Here is a 14,549-nt window from a genome sequence, read left to right as displayed (position 1 = left end):
GCTCTGCCTTTCGTTCGGGTCTCCCGAGGGCCTATGCTCATCGGCCCTCGAATTGCCCAGTATGCCTGCTGCCCTTGATCGTTGCTCAACCTCGTACCGCGTTGCAGGTGGAGCGGAGTTCACCAGTCCAGTGGTTTGCGGGGTTTGCGTCGGTCGGGCCCGACGATCTTTGCCAGGTACGCCCGGTCCTCGATGCGGGAGAGCAGTCGCTCGCCGAGGATTCCGACGATGCCATCGCGCCGGAGGTTTGTGGAGAAGGCGGTGGGGCGGCCGGCGGAGAGCCGTGAGTCGATCAGGTCGACGGTTTCACGTCGTGCGAACTCGGTTGCGGTGCCGTCCATTTCGCCGCACAGCTCGTCCAGTATGAGCAGGTCCGCCTCTACATGGCGTTTGCGGACGGTGTACGCCGTCATGTCACCGGGTCCGCCGTCGGGCCGACGCCATGTCAGGTACGTGGAGTGTTTGACGAATCGGCATAGCAGGCCCCGATCGCTGGCCTCGCTGCCCAACGCGGCGAGCGCCGTCGTTTTGCCTGTGCCGATGTTGCCTGGGGCTATGAGGTGCATGGTGGCCGGCCGGGCTCCCTGCCGTCTGGCCGCGACGAGTGAGTCCAGCCAGCCGCGCAGCACCGTGGGGTGCTGGTTGTCGTCGAGGTCGTCCAGTCGCCACTTCAGGTAGTCGTCGTGTGCTGCCTCGCGCATGCTGTTCTGCCAGGCGAGCGCGCGGGCTCGGGCCTGGGGGACGGTGACGTCGTCCCACAGGTCTTCGCCGTGTTCGTCCGCTGGGGCAGGTGTGCCGAGTTGTGACAGGTCTGCACCGCCGCGTCGCAGGATCGCTAGGACGTGGTCGGTGACTTCGAACAGGCGCCGTGGTTCTCGTTCGGGAACCATGGTTTCGGCCTCCAGGATGCTCACCGTCGTTCTCCTTCCTCGTCAGGCGGGGACGATGCCAAACGTGACGTCGTCGGCTTCTTGGGGGGCACCTGTTGTTGGTGCGGTCGTGTCGTCTGTCCCCCATGTAGCGGTGTCGCTGTAGGGGGCGGGGCGGGTGCCGTATTGGGTGGGTGTTGGTCGGTTGTTCCGCTCGTCGCTCAAGGCTCGTTGGAACTGGTGGGCTGAGGGGAAGTGCACGTTGGTCCGCAAGAGCGCGTTGGCGACTTGCCGTTGCGTGTACTCCGCGTCCAAGGCTTGTTGGCTGAGCTTGCGCAAGCCCATGTACCACCCTGACTTCTGTTTGCCCGCGTACGGGCCGAGGCGTTGCGTGGCGTGCCTGTAGTACCAGGTGGCGAGCACGTCGGCCGGTGTCTGCTTCTTGGCCGTCTTCGGCTCGGCTTCAGCCGCTGGGGCAGGGCAACTGCTGCCCGCGGCTTTGTCCTTGGCGGCGGACCGAGCAGCAGCCGGCGGTATCCGGCGCGTCTTCTTCCGCTCGGGTTTTGTCACGTTCTCCTCGGCGCGCTCGGGGGACGGTGACGTCACCTCGGTATCGGTTCCGAAGCCATCCGAGTGGAGGGTGCCGTCGGGGTAGCGGATGCGGAAAGTGCCGTCCTCCTGCTCCACAACGGGAACGTCCAGCTTGCCGCCGAAGGTGCGGTAGTCCTGGGCCCACTGCTCTACGGGGTACTCGCTCACCGCCGCGCCCATTGCTGTCGTGCCGTCGAGGTAGCGGCGTCGCTCCAAGCGGTAGTAGCCGTGCGCGGCGAGTTCATGGAGGGCCTTGCGGACTGCGTCACGCCCCTCGCGGCCGTCGCCGCGGGCGAGTTGCTCGGATCGCACGCACCAACTGTCGTGCTGGTCCAGGCAGTACGTCAGGACCCCGAGTGCGCGGTAGCTCAGGCGGTGGTCGCGGACGGTCGTGGACTCGACGTGGACGTAGTAGGTGCGCCGGTTGTGGCGCACGGCGCTGCGGTTGGCCGTCATGCTGCCGCCCCGCTGTTCGCCTCGGCGATTCGGGCGTAGGTGCGCCACGTTTTGCGGCCGTGGTTGCCCATTTCGTTGGCGCGTCGTGATTCGACCATGGCCCGGCTGCGGAGTTCGGCCAGTGGCCATCGCGCCTGGTGATTGGTCAAGTTGCAGGCGTCGGCGACAGCTTGGAGCGTGTCCCAGTGGCTTCGGCTGTCGAGCACCAGGTGGCGGTAGAGGCGGAACGCGCGGTCGGATACGTCTCCGGCAAGTACAGGGGCGAGGTCAACGGTGCGGGTGGACAAGGCGGTGGTCCTTCAGGCTGGGGCCCGGCCGCGTAATGCGGCCGGGCCGTAGTACGGCCGGTGCGCAGTTACTCGTCGCCGGCGGAGGCGACGGGGAGCATCGGGATGCCCCGCAGCAGTCCGTTGAGCTGGCCCGTGTGGTACGCGTCCAGGACCGTGTCCCGGCCGCCGTCCTTCCAGGAGAGGGACACGGTGCCAGTCGGTGTGCCGCCGGGCGTGCGGGTGAGGCCGGGGATCACCTCGCCGGTGTACTTGTCGACGATGGTGTCGGTGTCCTTGTCGTATGCGGCGCGCTTGAGCGCCGCGGTGCGGAACGCGGGCCGCGCCTGGATGATGACCTCGACCTCGCCGCATTCCTCGGCAAAGGCTGTGAAGGCATCCTCATCGCCGATTTCGTACTTGTCCTTGGCGAGGGCAACGGTGTGCGTGGCGACCGCTACGCCGTTGACCTTGGCGTCGACACTGCGCTGGCCGGTGGGGCCCTGGTAGGCATCGAGGAGCGGAGCCTTGACCGCCGCGATCCGCTCGTCCAAGGCCGAAGTGACGTGCTCTCTGACCAGCTTGGCGAAGACCGCCAGCAGCGCTGCATCCCCCAAGGGAAGGTTGGAGCCTGGCGTCGTGTCGGCGTCGTGCGACATGGTCGTCCTTTCTCACCCAGGGCTTCGCCCAGGGCTTTCCGGTCTTGCCCGGGCGGGGCGCAAAGGGCGTCGCCAGTAGGTACGACAGCCGCGGAAATCTGTTACACCAGGCCCAGGTAGTTGGGTTGCTCTCCCAGCCGCAAGGAATACTACAACACGCGTCAGCGGAAGTGTAACCGGCTGACTCAACCTCAGAATCCGGTGACTGAGCCGCACCCATGGATGTCCAGCACAAGGACCATGACAGCGCCTTCGCCCCGGCGCCGGGGTGACGCCTCGACACAAACCCGTGGCTCCTCCTATCTTCCGCACGGCTCCCCGGCACCGGTGACGTCGCCAGCGGCGGTGGGCCCCGGTGCCGCCCCATCCGGAACGAGGGCGTCACCGGCCCGGCGGCGGGTACGGTCCGGCCATGACGGCATGCCCCGATTGCGAGTCGGGGTGCCGCGGTGAAGTCCGCGGGCTCGCAGGCCGCACCCGCCGCCGGTCATCAACTGAACTGCCGGAAGGACCACCGTGACCGAGACTGTGCCCGCGCCCCGCTACACCACATACGTCCCGCTCGGCGATCTGGCCCCCACTCCCGGCAATCCCAAGAAACATCAAGTCGAGCGGATCATCGAGAGCATCACGAGCCACGGCTTCGTAGACCAACCCATCGCCGACGAACGGACCGGCACCATCCTCGGCGGCCACGGGCGGCGCGAGGCCCTAATCGAGATGCAGGCCCGCGGCGAACGACTCCCCGATGGGATCCTCCTGGACGAGGACGGCGGGTGGCTCGTCCCCGTCCAGCGCGGCTGGGCCTCGCGCTCCGACGCCGAGGCCAAGGCTTTGAACATCAAACTCAACAAGATCGGCGCGGACGGCGGCTGGGAACCGCGCCCTCTCGCCGCCTACCTGGAAGACATCGTCACCACCGATGCCGAGCTGTTCGACTCACTGGCCCTCCCCGAAGACGAGTTGGAAGCCCTGCTGCGCCAAGTCGACCCCGAGACTCTGCCTGGAGCCATCCACGAGGGCCAGGCGCCAGCGATGAAACCCGGGGACGATGAAGACAGTGAGCGAGACGGCATGCTGAGCCCTGACGACGAAGGCCGCGCCCGCTTGGTGAGTTGCCCGGCATGCGGCCACGCGTTCACGCCCGGACGTTGAGAAGCCTCATGCCTCCGCGCAGAAAGCCCCGCCGTTCAAAGAACGGGCGCCCGAGCCTGCTGTCTGAAGAGGTAGAGGCCCGCATCATCGCAGCCTCGCGCTCTGGAATCGCGGTCGAACTCGCCGCAGAGGCTGCAGGCATCTCCAGTGCCACCTACCGCCGTTGGATGGCGCGCGGCCGCACCGAAGCCGCTGCACGCGAAGACGGACAAAAGCCCAACCCGGAAGAGGCCCCGTACGTCGAGCTATTCGAGAAGGTCCGAACCGCCCGCGCCATGGCCGCAGCCCGCGCCATGGCCAACATTCGACGGGTAGCCGACGGAGGAATCGTCACCAAGGTCACCACGCGGAGATTCCGTGATTCGGCGACCGGGCAGATCGTGGAGGAGGTCACCGAAGACCGGACGGCCCCTGACTGGCGTGCTGATGCCTGGTACTTGGAGCGGCAGCATCACCATCACTACGGCAAGGATGCTGCCCTCGCCATCGAAATCACGGGTATGGACAGCAGCCAGTCGGCCCAGGAGGAGCGCGTCGATCTGACCGCGCTCGCCGAGCGGCTGAACCGCTCGCTATTCGCCGTTCAGTACCCCGAGCCAGCCGAATTGGAAGATGGCAGCGTGGTGGACGCCGAGGTCGTCGACGGCTGAAGGACGCAACGGCAGCGGTGTCTGGCTATAGCCCCTGCCAGGCACCGCAAGACGTAAACCCACCGGACCAGTCACAGTGCCGTCTCCACTCACCGCAGGAGGTACCACCGTGACCATCAAGGGCATCGACGTCAGCTCGTACCAGAGCACTTCCTTCAACACCAGCGGTCTGGACTTCGTCTTCGTGAAGGCCACCGAGGGCTGCTCGTACGTCAATCCGCGCCAGTCCGCCCAGGCTGCCAACGCGCGTGCCGCTGGTTGCGTTGTCGGCTTCTACCACTTCCTGTGGCCGGGCAACGTCAAGGAGCAGGCCCGCTACTTCGTCGAGAAGTGCGCGTCCCGAGAGGGAGACGTGCTCGCCGTGGACTGGGAAACCACCGGCACCGGGAGCCGCGCATCGTGCGCGGAGAAGGACATCTTCATCCGAGAGGTGAAGCGACTCCGCCCCGGCCACCGCGTCATCCTCTATGTGAACCGCGACTTCTGGCTGCATCGGGATACGACCTCGTACACCGGGGACGGCCTGTGGATCGCCGACTACGTCTCCGCGGGGAAGCCGCGAGTCAAGGCAAAGTGGCTCGTCCATCAGTACACCGACCGCCCTGTGGACACCAATGTCGCGGCGTTCGCCAACCGGGCCGCGATGAAGGCATGGGCCACTGGCTCCGCCCAGCCCAAGGACGACGGCACGCCTGCCCAGAACAAGTCAAAGCCAATGCCGCCGTACCCGGGGGCCGGGTACTTCGGGCCGGGCAAGAACAACGCGCACATCGCACTGCTGGGCAAGCAGCTCGTGGCGAAGGGGTTTGGGAAGCACTATGCGCAAGGACCCGGCGCGCGATGGACAGATGCCGATCGCCTCAATGTGCGCGACTTCCAGCTCTCCCGCCGGGAGTTGCGCGGCATCCCGGACGGCATCCCCGGCCCGCTCACGTGGAAGTTGCTCTTCTCCTGACTCGACCACTGGCCAGCTCGCCGCGTCGGGCTGGCCCTCCTCGAAAGGCCAACTTCCGTGGCAGGCGAGACCGTCATCACGGTCGTCGGGAATCTTGTCGACGACCCCGAGCTGCGCTTCACCCCGTCCGGTGCGGCGGTCGCGAAGTTCCGCGTCGCCTCCACTCCCCGCACCTTCGACCGCCAGACCAACGAGTGGAAGGACGGCGAGAGCCTGTTCCTGACCTGCTCGGTGTGGCGTCAGGCGGCGGAGAACGTCGCCGAATCACTCACGCGGGGTACCCGCGTGATCGTCCAGGGCCGTCTCAAGCAGCGGTCCTACGAGGATCGCGAGGGCGTGAAGCGCACCGTCTACGAACTCGACGCTGAAGACGTCGGCGCCAGCCTCAAGAATGCGACGGCGACGGTCACCAAGCCCAGCACCCAACGCCCGGCTGCGGAGCACCACAAAGCTGACGATCAGTGGGCGGGTCCGCAACCGCCCTTCTGAGCTGGTCAGGAACAGCGCTGCGCCGCGCGGGTAAATCCACCCGCGCGGCGCGTCGGCCCTTCGTTTAGGGCGTGTTGAAACAGATGGTCGATCTTGCTGCCTGACAGATCACAGTCCACGGATGGCTTCGGCCAGGTCGGGGCCGTAGGAAGCCCAGCAGATGACTGAGTCATCGGCGTCGAGCTGCCCCATGAACCATTCGTCGTCAGCTCGTACAAGGCACAGGTCGTGGAAGGACAGGATGGCGTCAGGCTGGAGGACGTCGTAGTCGGCGGAGCCGTGCTGTTCGACAACGACGAGTCGTCCAAGCGAGAGCAGGCCCGCTTGCGCGTCGCCTGATACGGAACGAATCCGCTCGATCGTCCATCCGTTGGGGAGGTCGGCGTTCACTGCCGTATGGTCGCAGCAGAGGGTGTCTCACAGCCATTCGTTTATCGCGGCGACCAGCACCGTCACGTGATAGCGGGCCGCGAGCACTGTGGCCTGGTGATCGACCTCGGTAGCCGGCCAAAGACTGCCCGTCTTGGACTGGATGGGTCCCTAGGACTCTGGTTCCTCAGTGACTGGTCGGGCTGAGCCGCACGGGGCCGTGGTCGGCTGCTCTGCATCCGTGGGTCGCGCGGGCTCGGCCGGCTTGCCCACGGCAGGCAGCGGGATTGGTTCCTCCTGCTCCTCCTGCACTGGCTTCTGTGCCGGCTCAGGCGTCTCTTGAGCAGGGCTGGTCTTGGGTTCCGGAGCTGGGGCCGGATGGCTCGTGGGCTCCGACTTCGCCCGTGACGACCCGCCCGCTGCAGGTGTTGGCGTCGACTGCACGCCAGCCGGGCCGAGCGCCTTCGCGGCAACGGCCTTGCTCGGGGTGGGAGTTCTGGTTGGCCGTGGCGCCTCGATCCCTGCGGCAAGCGCCACAATGTCCCCACCCCTCGGATCCACGAGAGAGGGAGGCGAACCCTCGTGCACACCGAGCACGGCACGTGCTGCCATCACTACGGGTGGGGCGAAGCCGGCTGAGTCCTCCGGATCGGAAAGAAGCCTTCGCACCTCGTTCTCGTCCATACCGAGAGTGCCCAAGGTGAGTGCGGCAAGCCGGGGTGGGAGCGGCGCGACCCCACCCATCGGCCGTGCTACAGCCGGGATTCGCTTCGCCGTTGAGGCAGAGCGCAGCAGTTTTGCGTACGTCTGCACTCGGCCCTCGTCCGTGCCCCACAGCACGTACCGTCCCACCCTGACCAGATGGGGGTACAGCTCGATGGAAGCGTCCTGCTTCGACCACGTCGCGGCGTACTCGACGTCCACGAAGATGCGTAGACCCACACGATGCGAGCCATAGCTGAAAGTGAAGATCGTCGAGTCTGGACCGGTGGCGGCTTTCGTAGCCATGACCATGCCGTCCGAGTCGGTGCACTCCGCTTCGAGGTCGTCGATGGGATTGCAGTGAATCTTCCCGGCCTCCGAGAAGTCCATGAATCGCGAATCGGCGAACGGCTGCGGTGCACCCTTCGCCCCCTCAAGTGACGCAGTCGTGTCCGACGCGCTCCCCGTCAAATTGGTCGCGTCACCCCCGCCAAAGCGCCCCAGCGCCCAGGCCCCGGCCAGCGCAGTCACCAGCCCCACGGCAACGACCCACTTGCGACCCCGGCCGGCAGGGCGCACGGAATGCAGTGGTTGCTCCGGAGGCAAAGTGAGGTCTACGGGCGGAGCGGGATCGACCGCGCCTAGCAGCTCATCAAGTTCCTTGAAGTCGTCGCAGTGCTCTCGGACCAGCCGTTCCACCTGTTCCAGCGTCAGATCAGGCATAGCAGACCTGACCTGCCGGACTGCGGAGTCATAGGACTGCGGGCGCAGGAACAGATGCCGCTCACCGTTGATGGTGAACACAGCGGTATCGGTGAACCCGTCGTCACCGTCTTCATCAGGATTGAGGACGTGAATCTGAACGGGCGGCAAACTCACGACCGCGCTCCCAGAGCGTCAGGTATGGCAGTGCTCAACTCTGGCGGCTTTCCTTGCTCTGCAGGATCCTCGCGATGCGGGCCTTCGTCGCCTCGGCACGCTCGGGGGTGATCTCCTCGATGTCGGTGAGGACAAGGTGACCACCATTCAGGTCGACCTCCTCACGGTGGATCTCCGGCTCATCCAGGCCATCGCTCGATCCAGCGTCCTCGCGGATGGCCTGTGGGTTCTGCACGCGCGCGAATTCGCGCAGCATCGCCTCACGAGTCGCCCGCACGCGCGCGGGGCTACGGCGGAAGCCGGGCCGTAGCGCGCCCGCGGCCGCGAGCATGCCGCGGGTTTCCTCATCGTGAGGGATGGGGCCGCCATCCAGCGCCCGCTCCAGGCGCTCGCTCTGGTCAGCGCGTCGCAACATGCGCCCTCGCCTCTCGTTCATCAACCCGTCCCCCGTCAACTCGTCCTCGATTCACCATTGCCGTCAGCAGTTCCTCCACGAGTTGAGCAGAGGAATCTCCTGCCGGCATGACCTCAGCCAGCTTGCGCAATGACCGTACCGTCAGCGTCCTCACGGCACCGTCTGTCTTGCCCATGATCTGCGCTGCTTGCCCAGGGCTGAGCCCGTCGAAAAATCGGAGGGTAAGCACTTGTCGTTGTTCGGGGCGCAGTTTATGCATGTGCGTCGCCACAGCGTGAGCCAGCGCACGCCTCTCGGCGTACTCCTCAGGGTCCTGACCAACACGTGGCCGGTCAAGTTCAAGGTGATCCGCGCACAGCACTTCTGCGGGGCGCCGCTGCACGGACCGTAGGTGGTCGAACGTCGCATTCCTGGTGACGGTGCGCAGCCAGCCTAGGAAGTTCGTACCCGGCTTGTAACTGCCGATGTTCTGAGCAACCTTCAACCAGACTTCCTGGCATAGGTCTTCCGCAACGTACCCGTCACGGATGTAGGCCCGCACCCAGTGGTACACGGTGTCGTTGAGTTCGTCGTACAGCACCCCGAGGGCGTCGGACGCGTCCTCGCCACCTGCTGCTGCGCGTGCGACGAGGGATTCCAGCATGTCGGTCACGGCGTGATGTCCCCCCAGGAGCCGGTACTGCTTGATCTGCTGCAGCGCCGCCCTCAGGTTGTCAACCTCGCTTCCCTACAAGAGGGGAAGCGTTCCGGCGCGACGCGAAGGCAGCATAACCGGCTATGTCGGAATTAGCCGCACAGGTGACCGGTACCTCGCATCGCTCGCTGTGATATACCGTGCGAACACACGCCGGGAGAGCAACCCGGCATCAAACAAGGCCAGAGTGAAGGGACTACGCCTCGTGGCTTCCACGCTGAACGCTACCGACCGCGCGCTGATGCTCCTGCCGTTCGAGGAGTGGGTCTCCCTCCAAACAGCCGCGCAGCGTGCCGAAATCGACGAAACGGCCGCCATCAGCATCGTGCGAGCAGGCCGCCGCCGCGGCGTCTTGCGCACTCGCGGCAGTGGAGCGATGCAACAGGTCATGCGCGTGTACCCCAACCCCCGTCGCACCAGCTGGAACTGACTCAACAGCACCATCGGGCTCTGCGGTACCGCCCACGTTCCTCACTTTGTCGCTCGACGCCCCGTCCTGCGTTCGCTTCCCCACCGCGCCTTCATGGCACACCGCACAGGACTGGCCGCCTTGGGTGTAACAGATTTCGCCGATCGACGTACGTACTGGTGCCGGACCAGTACGCACCCGGCCGGAACGGTCACCCAAGGACACTGACGAACGAACATGGAGAGCCATGCCTCGCGGCGGTTCAAACGCATTGCTGAGCTTCGAGACGATCGCGGAGCGCATGGAGCTCCCGAAACGCACCGTGCTCGACAACTACAAGCGCTGGGGAATCCCCGTGGTGCGCATCAGCGACAGAATCCTCCGTGTCCGAGAGCGTCACTTCGACGCATGGCTTGAATCCCGCGAACAATGACTTGAGAATCAGGCCAGTAACTAAGTCGGGTAGCAGTCGATTACCTAATACCCAACTTTCCACCCGCTCATCGCCTCCTACACAAATCCCTTCCCATAGATGGTCAAGTACAGCGAGAACTGGAGAATGGAGCAAAGCCATGGCTAGGCGCGCACAGCCACGTAAGGATTGCACCTGCCCTGACCGTAACCAGCCACGACGGAATGGCTGCTCGCACTCCTGGTACGTACGCTTGACGAACCGCCAAGGAAGACGACAGGAATACTACCTGGGCAACAGTAAAGCTGCGGCGGAAAAGGCTATTGAGCGTTATTACGAGGAAGACCTTCTACCGGATGAGGCCGCCCCAGAAGACCGCTCCGAGGATCGCAACCTCATGTTCAGGGCATGGGCAGATGAGTGGCTTAGTCGACGCAGAGCGAAGGCGACATCCGTGTCACAGTACGAGATCGCCGTCCGGGTGCATCTCAATCCGCGCTGGGGCAGCCATCGCATCGCATCCATCCGGAAAGCACAGGTCGAAGACTGGGTCCAAGAACTGGAGGACAACACAGCCATCGCGAACTCCACGGCAGAGCTGCACTGGAAGGTGTTCAAAATGATCACCAGGGATGCCCTCCAAAACGGAAAGATCACCGCAAACCCCTGCTACGAAGTCGAGGGCCCTTACATCGAGAAGACGCAGCCGTACATCTTCAGCGACGACGAATCGTGGGCCGTTTGCGATGCCTTCCCCGAGAGGTACGCACCCATACCTCTCCTAGGGTTCGGGTGCGGCGTGAGGCAAGGCGAGGCATTCGGTACATGCGCAGACGCGATCGGCCGAAATAACGGGGTACTCACGGTGCATCGACAGGTACTTCGAAGCAAGGAGACAGACTACAAGCCAACGCTCGTTAACCGCCTCAAGACAAGTCGTAGAAAGGGCGGAATCAACACGAAATCCGTACCCATGCCCGATCACGTAATGGAAGCTATCGAGCGCCACGAGACCAAGTATCCGCCACTTTCGACAGAGACCATCCTATGGACCCATGGGAGAACGATCGATTCCTGCCAGAGGGGCCCCGCGAAAGCGCTCTTCCAGAGCCCTCAAGGAAACCTCCTGAGCAACGACACCTTCAACGAGAGGGCGTGGAAGCCGACGCTGCGGAAGCTCGGCATCAAACACGATGACGGCACTCTGCCGACGTTCCACGACGCGAGACACACCTACATCTCAAAGATGCTCCAGAACGGGCTCCCCCCAGAGACCGTGGCCCTGTGGGTGGGCGACAGCGTCAAGGAGATCCGGCGGACGTACAACCACCTTCTCGACGAGCAGGTGGAGGACCACAGGGCCCGGGTCAACCTTCTGACCGCCCGCCCCGTTCGAGCCTGAGTGGCCGCCTGCTCAACTGCCCTGCGCCTGAACCATCCCTAACCCCTCCCTACGGTCCGGGAAGATCCGGTTCCAACCAGGTCGGAAAGGGGTCTAGCGAAGGCGTCTCTGGCATGCGAGAGCGGCTCTGACCAGCAGCTTCGCTAGCCTGAAAGACTCGCGGCCGGTGGGACGGCTATAGCGCCAGGAGAACCAATACAAGGCTCTGACCTGCGAGAACACCCGAGATAGGAGGGCTCGCCCCTCCCCAAGCCCCTCCCCAAGCTGCGGAAGGCTTCTGACTGGCGCTACCGCCGACCAGACTCCCAACGGCCCGGGCGAGCAGAAACCGCCAGTAGACTCTGGCCACGTGACTGCTGTGTCTGCGAAGCCTCGCATCCCCAATGTCCTGGCCGGCCGCTACGCCTCCGCGGAGCTGGCCGTCCTGTGGTCCCCCGAGTACAAGGTCAAGCTGGAGCGGAAGCTGTGGCTCGCGGTGCTGCGCGCCCAGAAGGACCTGGGCGTGGCGGTCCCCGAGGCGGCACTGGCCGACTACGAGCGGGTGCTGGACACCGTCGACCTGGCCTCGATCGCCGAGCGGGAGAAGGTCACCCGGCACGACGTCAAGGCCCGGATCGAGGAGTTCAACGCCCTGGCCGGGCACGAGCAGATCCACAAGGGCATGACCTCCCGGGACCTGACCGAGAACGTCGAGCAGCTCCAGGTCCGGCTGTCGCTGGAGCTGGTGCGGGACCGCACGGTCGCGGTGCTGGCGCGCCTCGGTTCGCTGGCCGCCCAGCACGCCGAGCTGGTCATGGCCGGTCGCTCGCACAACGTCGCCGCGCAGGCCACGACGCTCGGCAAGCGCTTCGCGACCGCCGCGGACGAACTGCTGGTCGCCTTCGGGCGGGTCGAGGAGCTGCTCTCCCGTTACCCGCTGCGCGGCATCAAGGGTCCGGTCGGCACCGCCCAGGACATGCTCGACCTGCTCGGCGGGGACGCCGCGAAGCTGGCCGAGCTGGAGCAGCGGATCGCCGCCCACCTCGGCTTCGGGCAGGCGTTCAGCTCCGTCGGCCAGGTCTACCCGCGGTCCCTGGACTACGAGGTGGTGACCGCGCTGGTGCAGCTGGCCGCCGCGCCGTCGTCGCTGGCCAAGACGATCCGGCTGATGGCCGGGCACGAGCTGGTGACCGAGGGCTTCAAGCCCGGCCAGGTCGGCTCCTCGGCGATGCCGCACAAGATGAACACCCGCTCCTGCGAGCGCGTCAACGGCCTGATGGTGATCCTGCGCGGCTACGCCTCGATGGCCGGCGAGCTGGCCGGTGACCAGTGGAACGAGGGCGACGTGTCCTGCTCCGTGGTCCGCCGGGTCGCGCTCCCCGACTCCTTCTTCGCGCTGGACGGTCTGCTGGAGACCTTCCTGACCGTGCTCGACGAGTTCGGCGCCTTCCCCGCCGTCGTCGCCCGCGAACTGGACCGCTACCTCCCCTTCCTGGCCACGACCAAGGTGCTGATGGGTGCCGTGCGCGCCGGCGTCGGCCGCGAGGAGGCGCACGAGGCGATCAAGGAGAACGCGGTCGCCTCGGCGCTGGCCATGCGGGAGCAGGGCGCGGAGCGCAACGAGCTGCTGGACAAGCTGGCCGCGGACGCCCGGATCCCGCTGGACCAGGCGCAGTTGGCCGAGCTGATGGCCGACAAGCTCTCCTTCACCGGCGCGGCCGGCGACCAGGTGGCGACGGTGGTCGCCCGCATCGAGGAGATCGCCAAGCGGCATCCCGAGGCCGCCGCCTACGCGCCGGGCGCCATCCTCTGAGCGGGATCTGACATGCGCTACACCCCCGAGGAGTTGGAGGCCGCTCGCGACCGCGTCGTCCCGGACGTGGTCGCGGGCGGGCTGCGGGTGCTGTTCTGCGGGATCAACCCCGGGCTCATGACGGCGGTCACCGGGCACCACTTCGCGCGCCCGGGCAACCGCTTCTGGCCCGTGCTGCACGCCGCCGGCTTCACGCCCCGGCAGTTCCACCCCGCCGAGCAGGGCGCACTGCTCGACCACGGGCTGGGCATCACCAACGTCGTGGCCCGACCGACCGCCCGGGCCGACGAGTTGACGGCCGAGGAGTACCGCGAGGGCGGCCGGCTGCTGGCCGAGAAGGTGGCCCGGCTCCAGCCGCGCTGGCTCGCGGTCGCCGGGGTCACCGCCTACCGCGTCGCCTTCGGCGACAAGCACGCCGCGATCGGCCCCCAGGAACGCACCCTGGGCGCCACCCGCATCTGGGCGCTGCCCAACCCCAGTGGCCTGAACGCGCATTGGACGCTGGCCACCATGGCGGAGGAGTACGGCCGACTGCGCACGGCGGCGTTCGCCGAGTCCTGACGGGGCGGGACGACGGGCGTCGGGGCCGGCACCGGGTGGTTGGCCCCGGGCCCGCCCGGGCGGCTCCGGGCTACGGCGCCAAAGCGTCGTCCCCGCCCGGTATTTCGCCCTCCCGCGGTGGCCCCGCCGCCACCGCGCCCAGGACCTGGCGCGGCTGCCTGGGCTCCAACGGCCCGGCGCCGACCGCGATCCAGCGGCCGCCGCCCCGCCAGGCGTACACCCGCGGCACCAGCGTGCACAGCAGGTCCAGCGGCGCCGGGACCGGCAGTCCCCGCGCGCTCCGGTCCAGCGCGTCCGTCAGGTCGTGGACGACCGGCTCGCCCCACCGTAAGGACACCATCGCGACCAGCGCGGCGAGTTGGTCCGTGCACTCCTCGCGGGCGGCCGCGGCGTCCGCCGGGTCCGCGTCCCACAGCGGGCCGCTCGCCCACAGCGGCGCCACGTGGAAGCCCGGTCCGCTCTCGCCGACCGTGGTGCGGGCCCGGCGCTCGGGGAACGGGCGGGACACCAGGGCGTCGAGCCGGGCGAGCGCGGTGGGTTCGGTGGGCGGCCCGCCGGGCGGCTCGGGGCCGTGCGGCGCGGTGGGCACGGCGAGGTTACCGGGCATGGCGGGCGCCGTGGGTGCGGCGGACGCGGTCGGTGTGCGGGGCGGCGGGATCGTCGGGTCGGTTCGCTGGCTGCGCTGTGGTTCCGGCGTCTGTGGCGTCATACCGTCAGTAAACCGCTGGGGTCTGACAATTGGCCGTCCGCGCGGGGTGCGGACGGTTCGGGCCAGCGCCGCGGAGCCGGCCGAGCCCCGGCGACCACGCGGCGCGCGGGACTCG

At 66.8% G+C, this 14,549-nt stretch carries 17 protein-coding genes and 2 pseudogenes; 10 read left to right on the top strand and 9 right to left on the bottom strand.

Features of this window, described 5'->3' with window-relative positions; all coding sequences use genetic code 11:
* Positions 1–119: 119 nt before the first annotated feature.
* The 4 genes from ACIQU6_RS09590 to ACIQU6_RS09575 all read right to left on the bottom strand — a co-directional run bounded on the left by ACIQU6_RS09590 (position 120) and on the right by ACIQU6_RS09575 (position 2,841).
* Positions 120–914 carry a hypothetical protein gene (locus ACIQU6_RS09590; protein ID WP_403481067.1) on the bottom strand — a complete coding sequence of 265 codons (795 nt, stop codon included), beginning with the start codon at positions 912–914 and terminating at the stop codon, positions 120–122.
* A gap of 18 nt (positions 915–932) precedes the next feature.
* Positions 933–1,916, bottom strand: coding sequence for a hypothetical protein (locus ACIQU6_RS09585; RefSeq protein WP_403481066.1), 984 nt, complete (start codon positions 1,914–1,916; stop codon positions 933–935).
* On the bottom strand, positions 1,913–2,203 hold the full coding sequence (locus ACIQU6_RS09580) for a hypothetical protein (RefSeq protein ID WP_403481065.1): 291 nt from the start codon (positions 2,201–2,203) through the stop codon (positions 1,913–1,915). The genes ACIQU6_RS09585 and ACIQU6_RS09580 overlap by 4 nt, the downstream gene beginning before the upstream one ends.
* A gap of 68 nt (positions 2,204–2,271) precedes the next feature.
* Positions 2,272–2,841 (bottom strand): hypothetical protein, encoded by a 570-nt coding sequence (locus ACIQU6_RS09575; RefSeq protein WP_403481064.1) that lies wholly within the window; start codon positions 2,839–2,841, stop codon positions 2,272–2,274.
* Between the two features lie 516 nt (positions 2,842–3,357).
* On the opposite strand from ACIQU6_RS09575, the gene ACIQU6_RS09570 reads away from it, so the two are divergent.
* The 5 genes and pseudogenes from ACIQU6_RS09570 to ACIQU6_RS09550 all read left to right on the top strand — a co-directional run.
* On the top strand, positions 3,358–3,996 hold the full coding sequence (locus ACIQU6_RS09570; protein WP_403481063.1) for a ParB N-terminal domain-containing protein: 639 nt from the start codon (positions 3,358–3,360) through the stop codon (positions 3,994–3,996).
* Positions 3,997–4,004: 8 nt separating this feature from the next.
* Positions 4,005–4,646 (top strand): hypothetical protein, encoded by a 642-nt coding sequence (locus ACIQU6_RS09565; RefSeq protein ID WP_403481062.1) that lies wholly within the window; start codon positions 4,005–4,007, stop codon positions 4,644–4,646.
* Between the two features lie 115 nt (positions 4,647–4,761).
* Positions 4,762–5,304, top strand: a pseudogene (locus tag ACIQU6_RS09560) (GH25 family lysozyme); the annotation flags it as partial.
* A complete protein-coding gene (locus ACIQU6_RS09555; RefSeq protein ID WP_403481102.1) occupies positions 5,290–5,601 on the top strand; it encodes a peptidoglycan-binding protein in 312 nt (103 codons plus the stop codon). The pseudogene ACIQU6_RS09560 and the gene ACIQU6_RS09555, both read left to right, overlap by 15 nt.
* 57 nt (positions 5,602–5,658) lie before the next feature.
* Positions 5,659–6,015: pseudogene (locus tag ACIQU6_RS09550) on the top strand (single-stranded DNA-binding protein); the annotation flags it as partial.
* A gap of 183 nt (positions 6,016–6,198) precedes the next feature.
* On the opposite strand, the gene ACIQU6_RS09545 reads toward ACIQU6_RS09550, so the two are convergent.
* The 4 genes from ACIQU6_RS09545 to ACIQU6_RS09530 all read right to left on the bottom strand — a co-directional run bounded on the left by ACIQU6_RS09545 (position 6,199) and on the right by ACIQU6_RS09530 (position 9,098).
* Positions 6,199–6,480, bottom strand: a complete 282-nt coding sequence (locus ACIQU6_RS09545; RefSeq protein ID WP_403481061.1) for a hypothetical protein — start codon at positions 6,478–6,480, stop codon at positions 6,199–6,201.
* 150 nt (positions 6,481–6,630) lie between these two features.
* Positions 6,631–8,040: a hypothetical protein gene (locus ACIQU6_RS09540; RefSeq protein ID WP_403481060.1), complete on the bottom strand. Its 1,410-nt coding sequence runs from the start codon at positions 8,038–8,040 to the stop codon at positions 6,631–6,633.
* 34 nt (positions 8,041–8,074) lie between these two features.
* The gene (locus tag ACIQU6_RS09535) at positions 8,075–8,455 is read right to left on the bottom strand and encodes a hypothetical protein (protein ID WP_403481059.1); all 381 of its coding nucleotides are present in this window, start codon (positions 8,453–8,455) and stop codon (positions 8,075–8,077) included.
* Complete coding sequence (locus ACIQU6_RS09530) at positions 8,439–9,098, bottom strand: RNA polymerase sigma factor (RefSeq protein WP_403481101.1); 660 nt, start codon at positions 9,096–9,098, stop codon at positions 8,439–8,441. Before ACIQU6_RS09530 ends, ACIQU6_RS09535 begins: the two co-directional genes overlap by 17 nt.
* A gap of 256 nt (positions 9,099–9,354) precedes the next feature.
* Here ACIQU6_RS09530 and ACIQU6_RS09525 point away from each other — a divergent pair, with 256 nt between their 5' ends.
* From ACIQU6_RS09525 to mug, 5 genes are all read left to right on the top strand, one after another.
* A complete protein-coding gene (locus ACIQU6_RS09525) occupies positions 9,355–9,579 on the top strand; it encodes a hypothetical protein (RefSeq protein WP_403481058.1) in 225 nt (74 codons plus the stop codon).
* Positions 9,580–9,805: 226 nt separating this feature from the next.
* On the top strand, positions 9,806–9,991 hold the full coding sequence (locus ACIQU6_RS09520; protein WP_403481057.1) for a DNA-binding protein: 186 nt from the start codon (positions 9,806–9,808) through the stop codon (positions 9,989–9,991).
* 232 nt (positions 9,992–10,223) lie between these two features.
* Entirely contained in the window at positions 10,224–11,372 is a 1,149-nt protein-coding gene (locus ACIQU6_RS09515; RefSeq protein ID WP_403481056.1) for a tyrosine-type recombinase/integrase, read from the top strand.
* A gap of 358 nt (positions 11,373–11,730) precedes the next feature.
* On the top strand, positions 11,731–13,164 hold the full coding sequence (purB, locus tag ACIQU6_RS09510; protein ID WP_403481100.1) for an adenylosuccinate lyase: 1,434 nt from the start codon (positions 11,731–11,733) through the stop codon (positions 13,162–13,164).
* 12 nt (positions 13,165–13,176) lie between these two features.
* Positions 13,177–13,725: a G/U mismatch-specific DNA glycosylase gene (gene mug / locus ACIQU6_RS09505; RefSeq protein WP_403481055.1), complete on the top strand. Its 549-nt coding sequence runs from the start codon at positions 13,177–13,179 to the stop codon at positions 13,723–13,725.
* Positions 13,726–13,795: 70 nt separating this feature from the next.
* Here the strand turns inward: mug and ACIQU6_RS09500 are convergent, their stop codons facing one another.
* On the bottom strand, positions 13,796–14,434 hold the full coding sequence (locus tag ACIQU6_RS09500; protein WP_403481054.1) for a hypothetical protein: 639 nt from the start codon (positions 14,432–14,434) through the stop codon (positions 13,796–13,798).
* Positions 14,435–14,549 lie beyond the last annotated feature (115 nt).

It is taken from the genome of Streptomyces sp. NPDC090442 (assembly GCF_044769405.1).
In the GTDB taxonomy this organism is placed as follows: Bacteria; Actinomycetota; Actinomycetes; order Streptomycetales; family Streptomycetaceae; genus Streptomyces.
Note: the sequence above shows the minus strand (reverse complement) of the source record. Positions and strands in the feature narration are given on the sequence as shown.

Bases quoted from the DNA above. Each gene is read 5' to 3' on its own strand.
- ACIQU6_RS09585 (WP_403481066.1), bottom strand. From the start codon at position 1,916: ATGACGGCCAACCGCAGCGCCGTGCGCCACAACCGGCGCACCTACTAC.
- ACIQU6_RS09575 (WP_403481064.1), bottom strand. From the start codon at position 2,841: ATGTCGCACGACGCCGACACGACGCCAGGCTCCAACCTTCCCTTGGGG.
- ACIQU6_RS09530 (WP_403481101.1), bottom strand. From the start codon at position 9,098: ATGCTGGAATCCCTCGTCGCACGCGCAGCAGCAGGTGGCGAGGACGCG.
- mug (WP_403481055.1), top strand. From the start codon at position 13,177: ATGCGCTACACCCCCGAGGAGTTGGAGGCCGCTCGCGACCGCGTCGTC.
- ACIQU6_RS09500 (WP_403481054.1), bottom strand. From the start codon at position 14,434: ATGACGCCACAGACGCCGGAACCACAGCGCAGCCAGCGAACCGACCCG.
- ACIQU6_RS09520 (WP_403481057.1), top strand. From the start codon at position 9,806: ATGCCTCGCGGCGGTTCAAACGCATTGCTGAGCTTCGAGACGATCGCG.
- ACIQU6_RS09565 (WP_403481062.1), top strand. From the start codon at position 4,005: ATGCCTCCGCGCAGAAAGCCCCGCCGTTCAAAGAACGGGCGCCCGAGC.
- ACIQU6_RS09555 (WP_403481102.1), top strand. From the start codon at position 5,290: ATGAAGGCATGGGCCACTGGCTCCGCCCAGCCCAAGGACGACGGCACG.
- ACIQU6_RS09535 (WP_403481059.1), bottom strand. From the start codon at position 8,455: ATGTTGCGACGCGCTGACCAGAGCGAGCGCCTGGAGCGGGCGCTGGAT.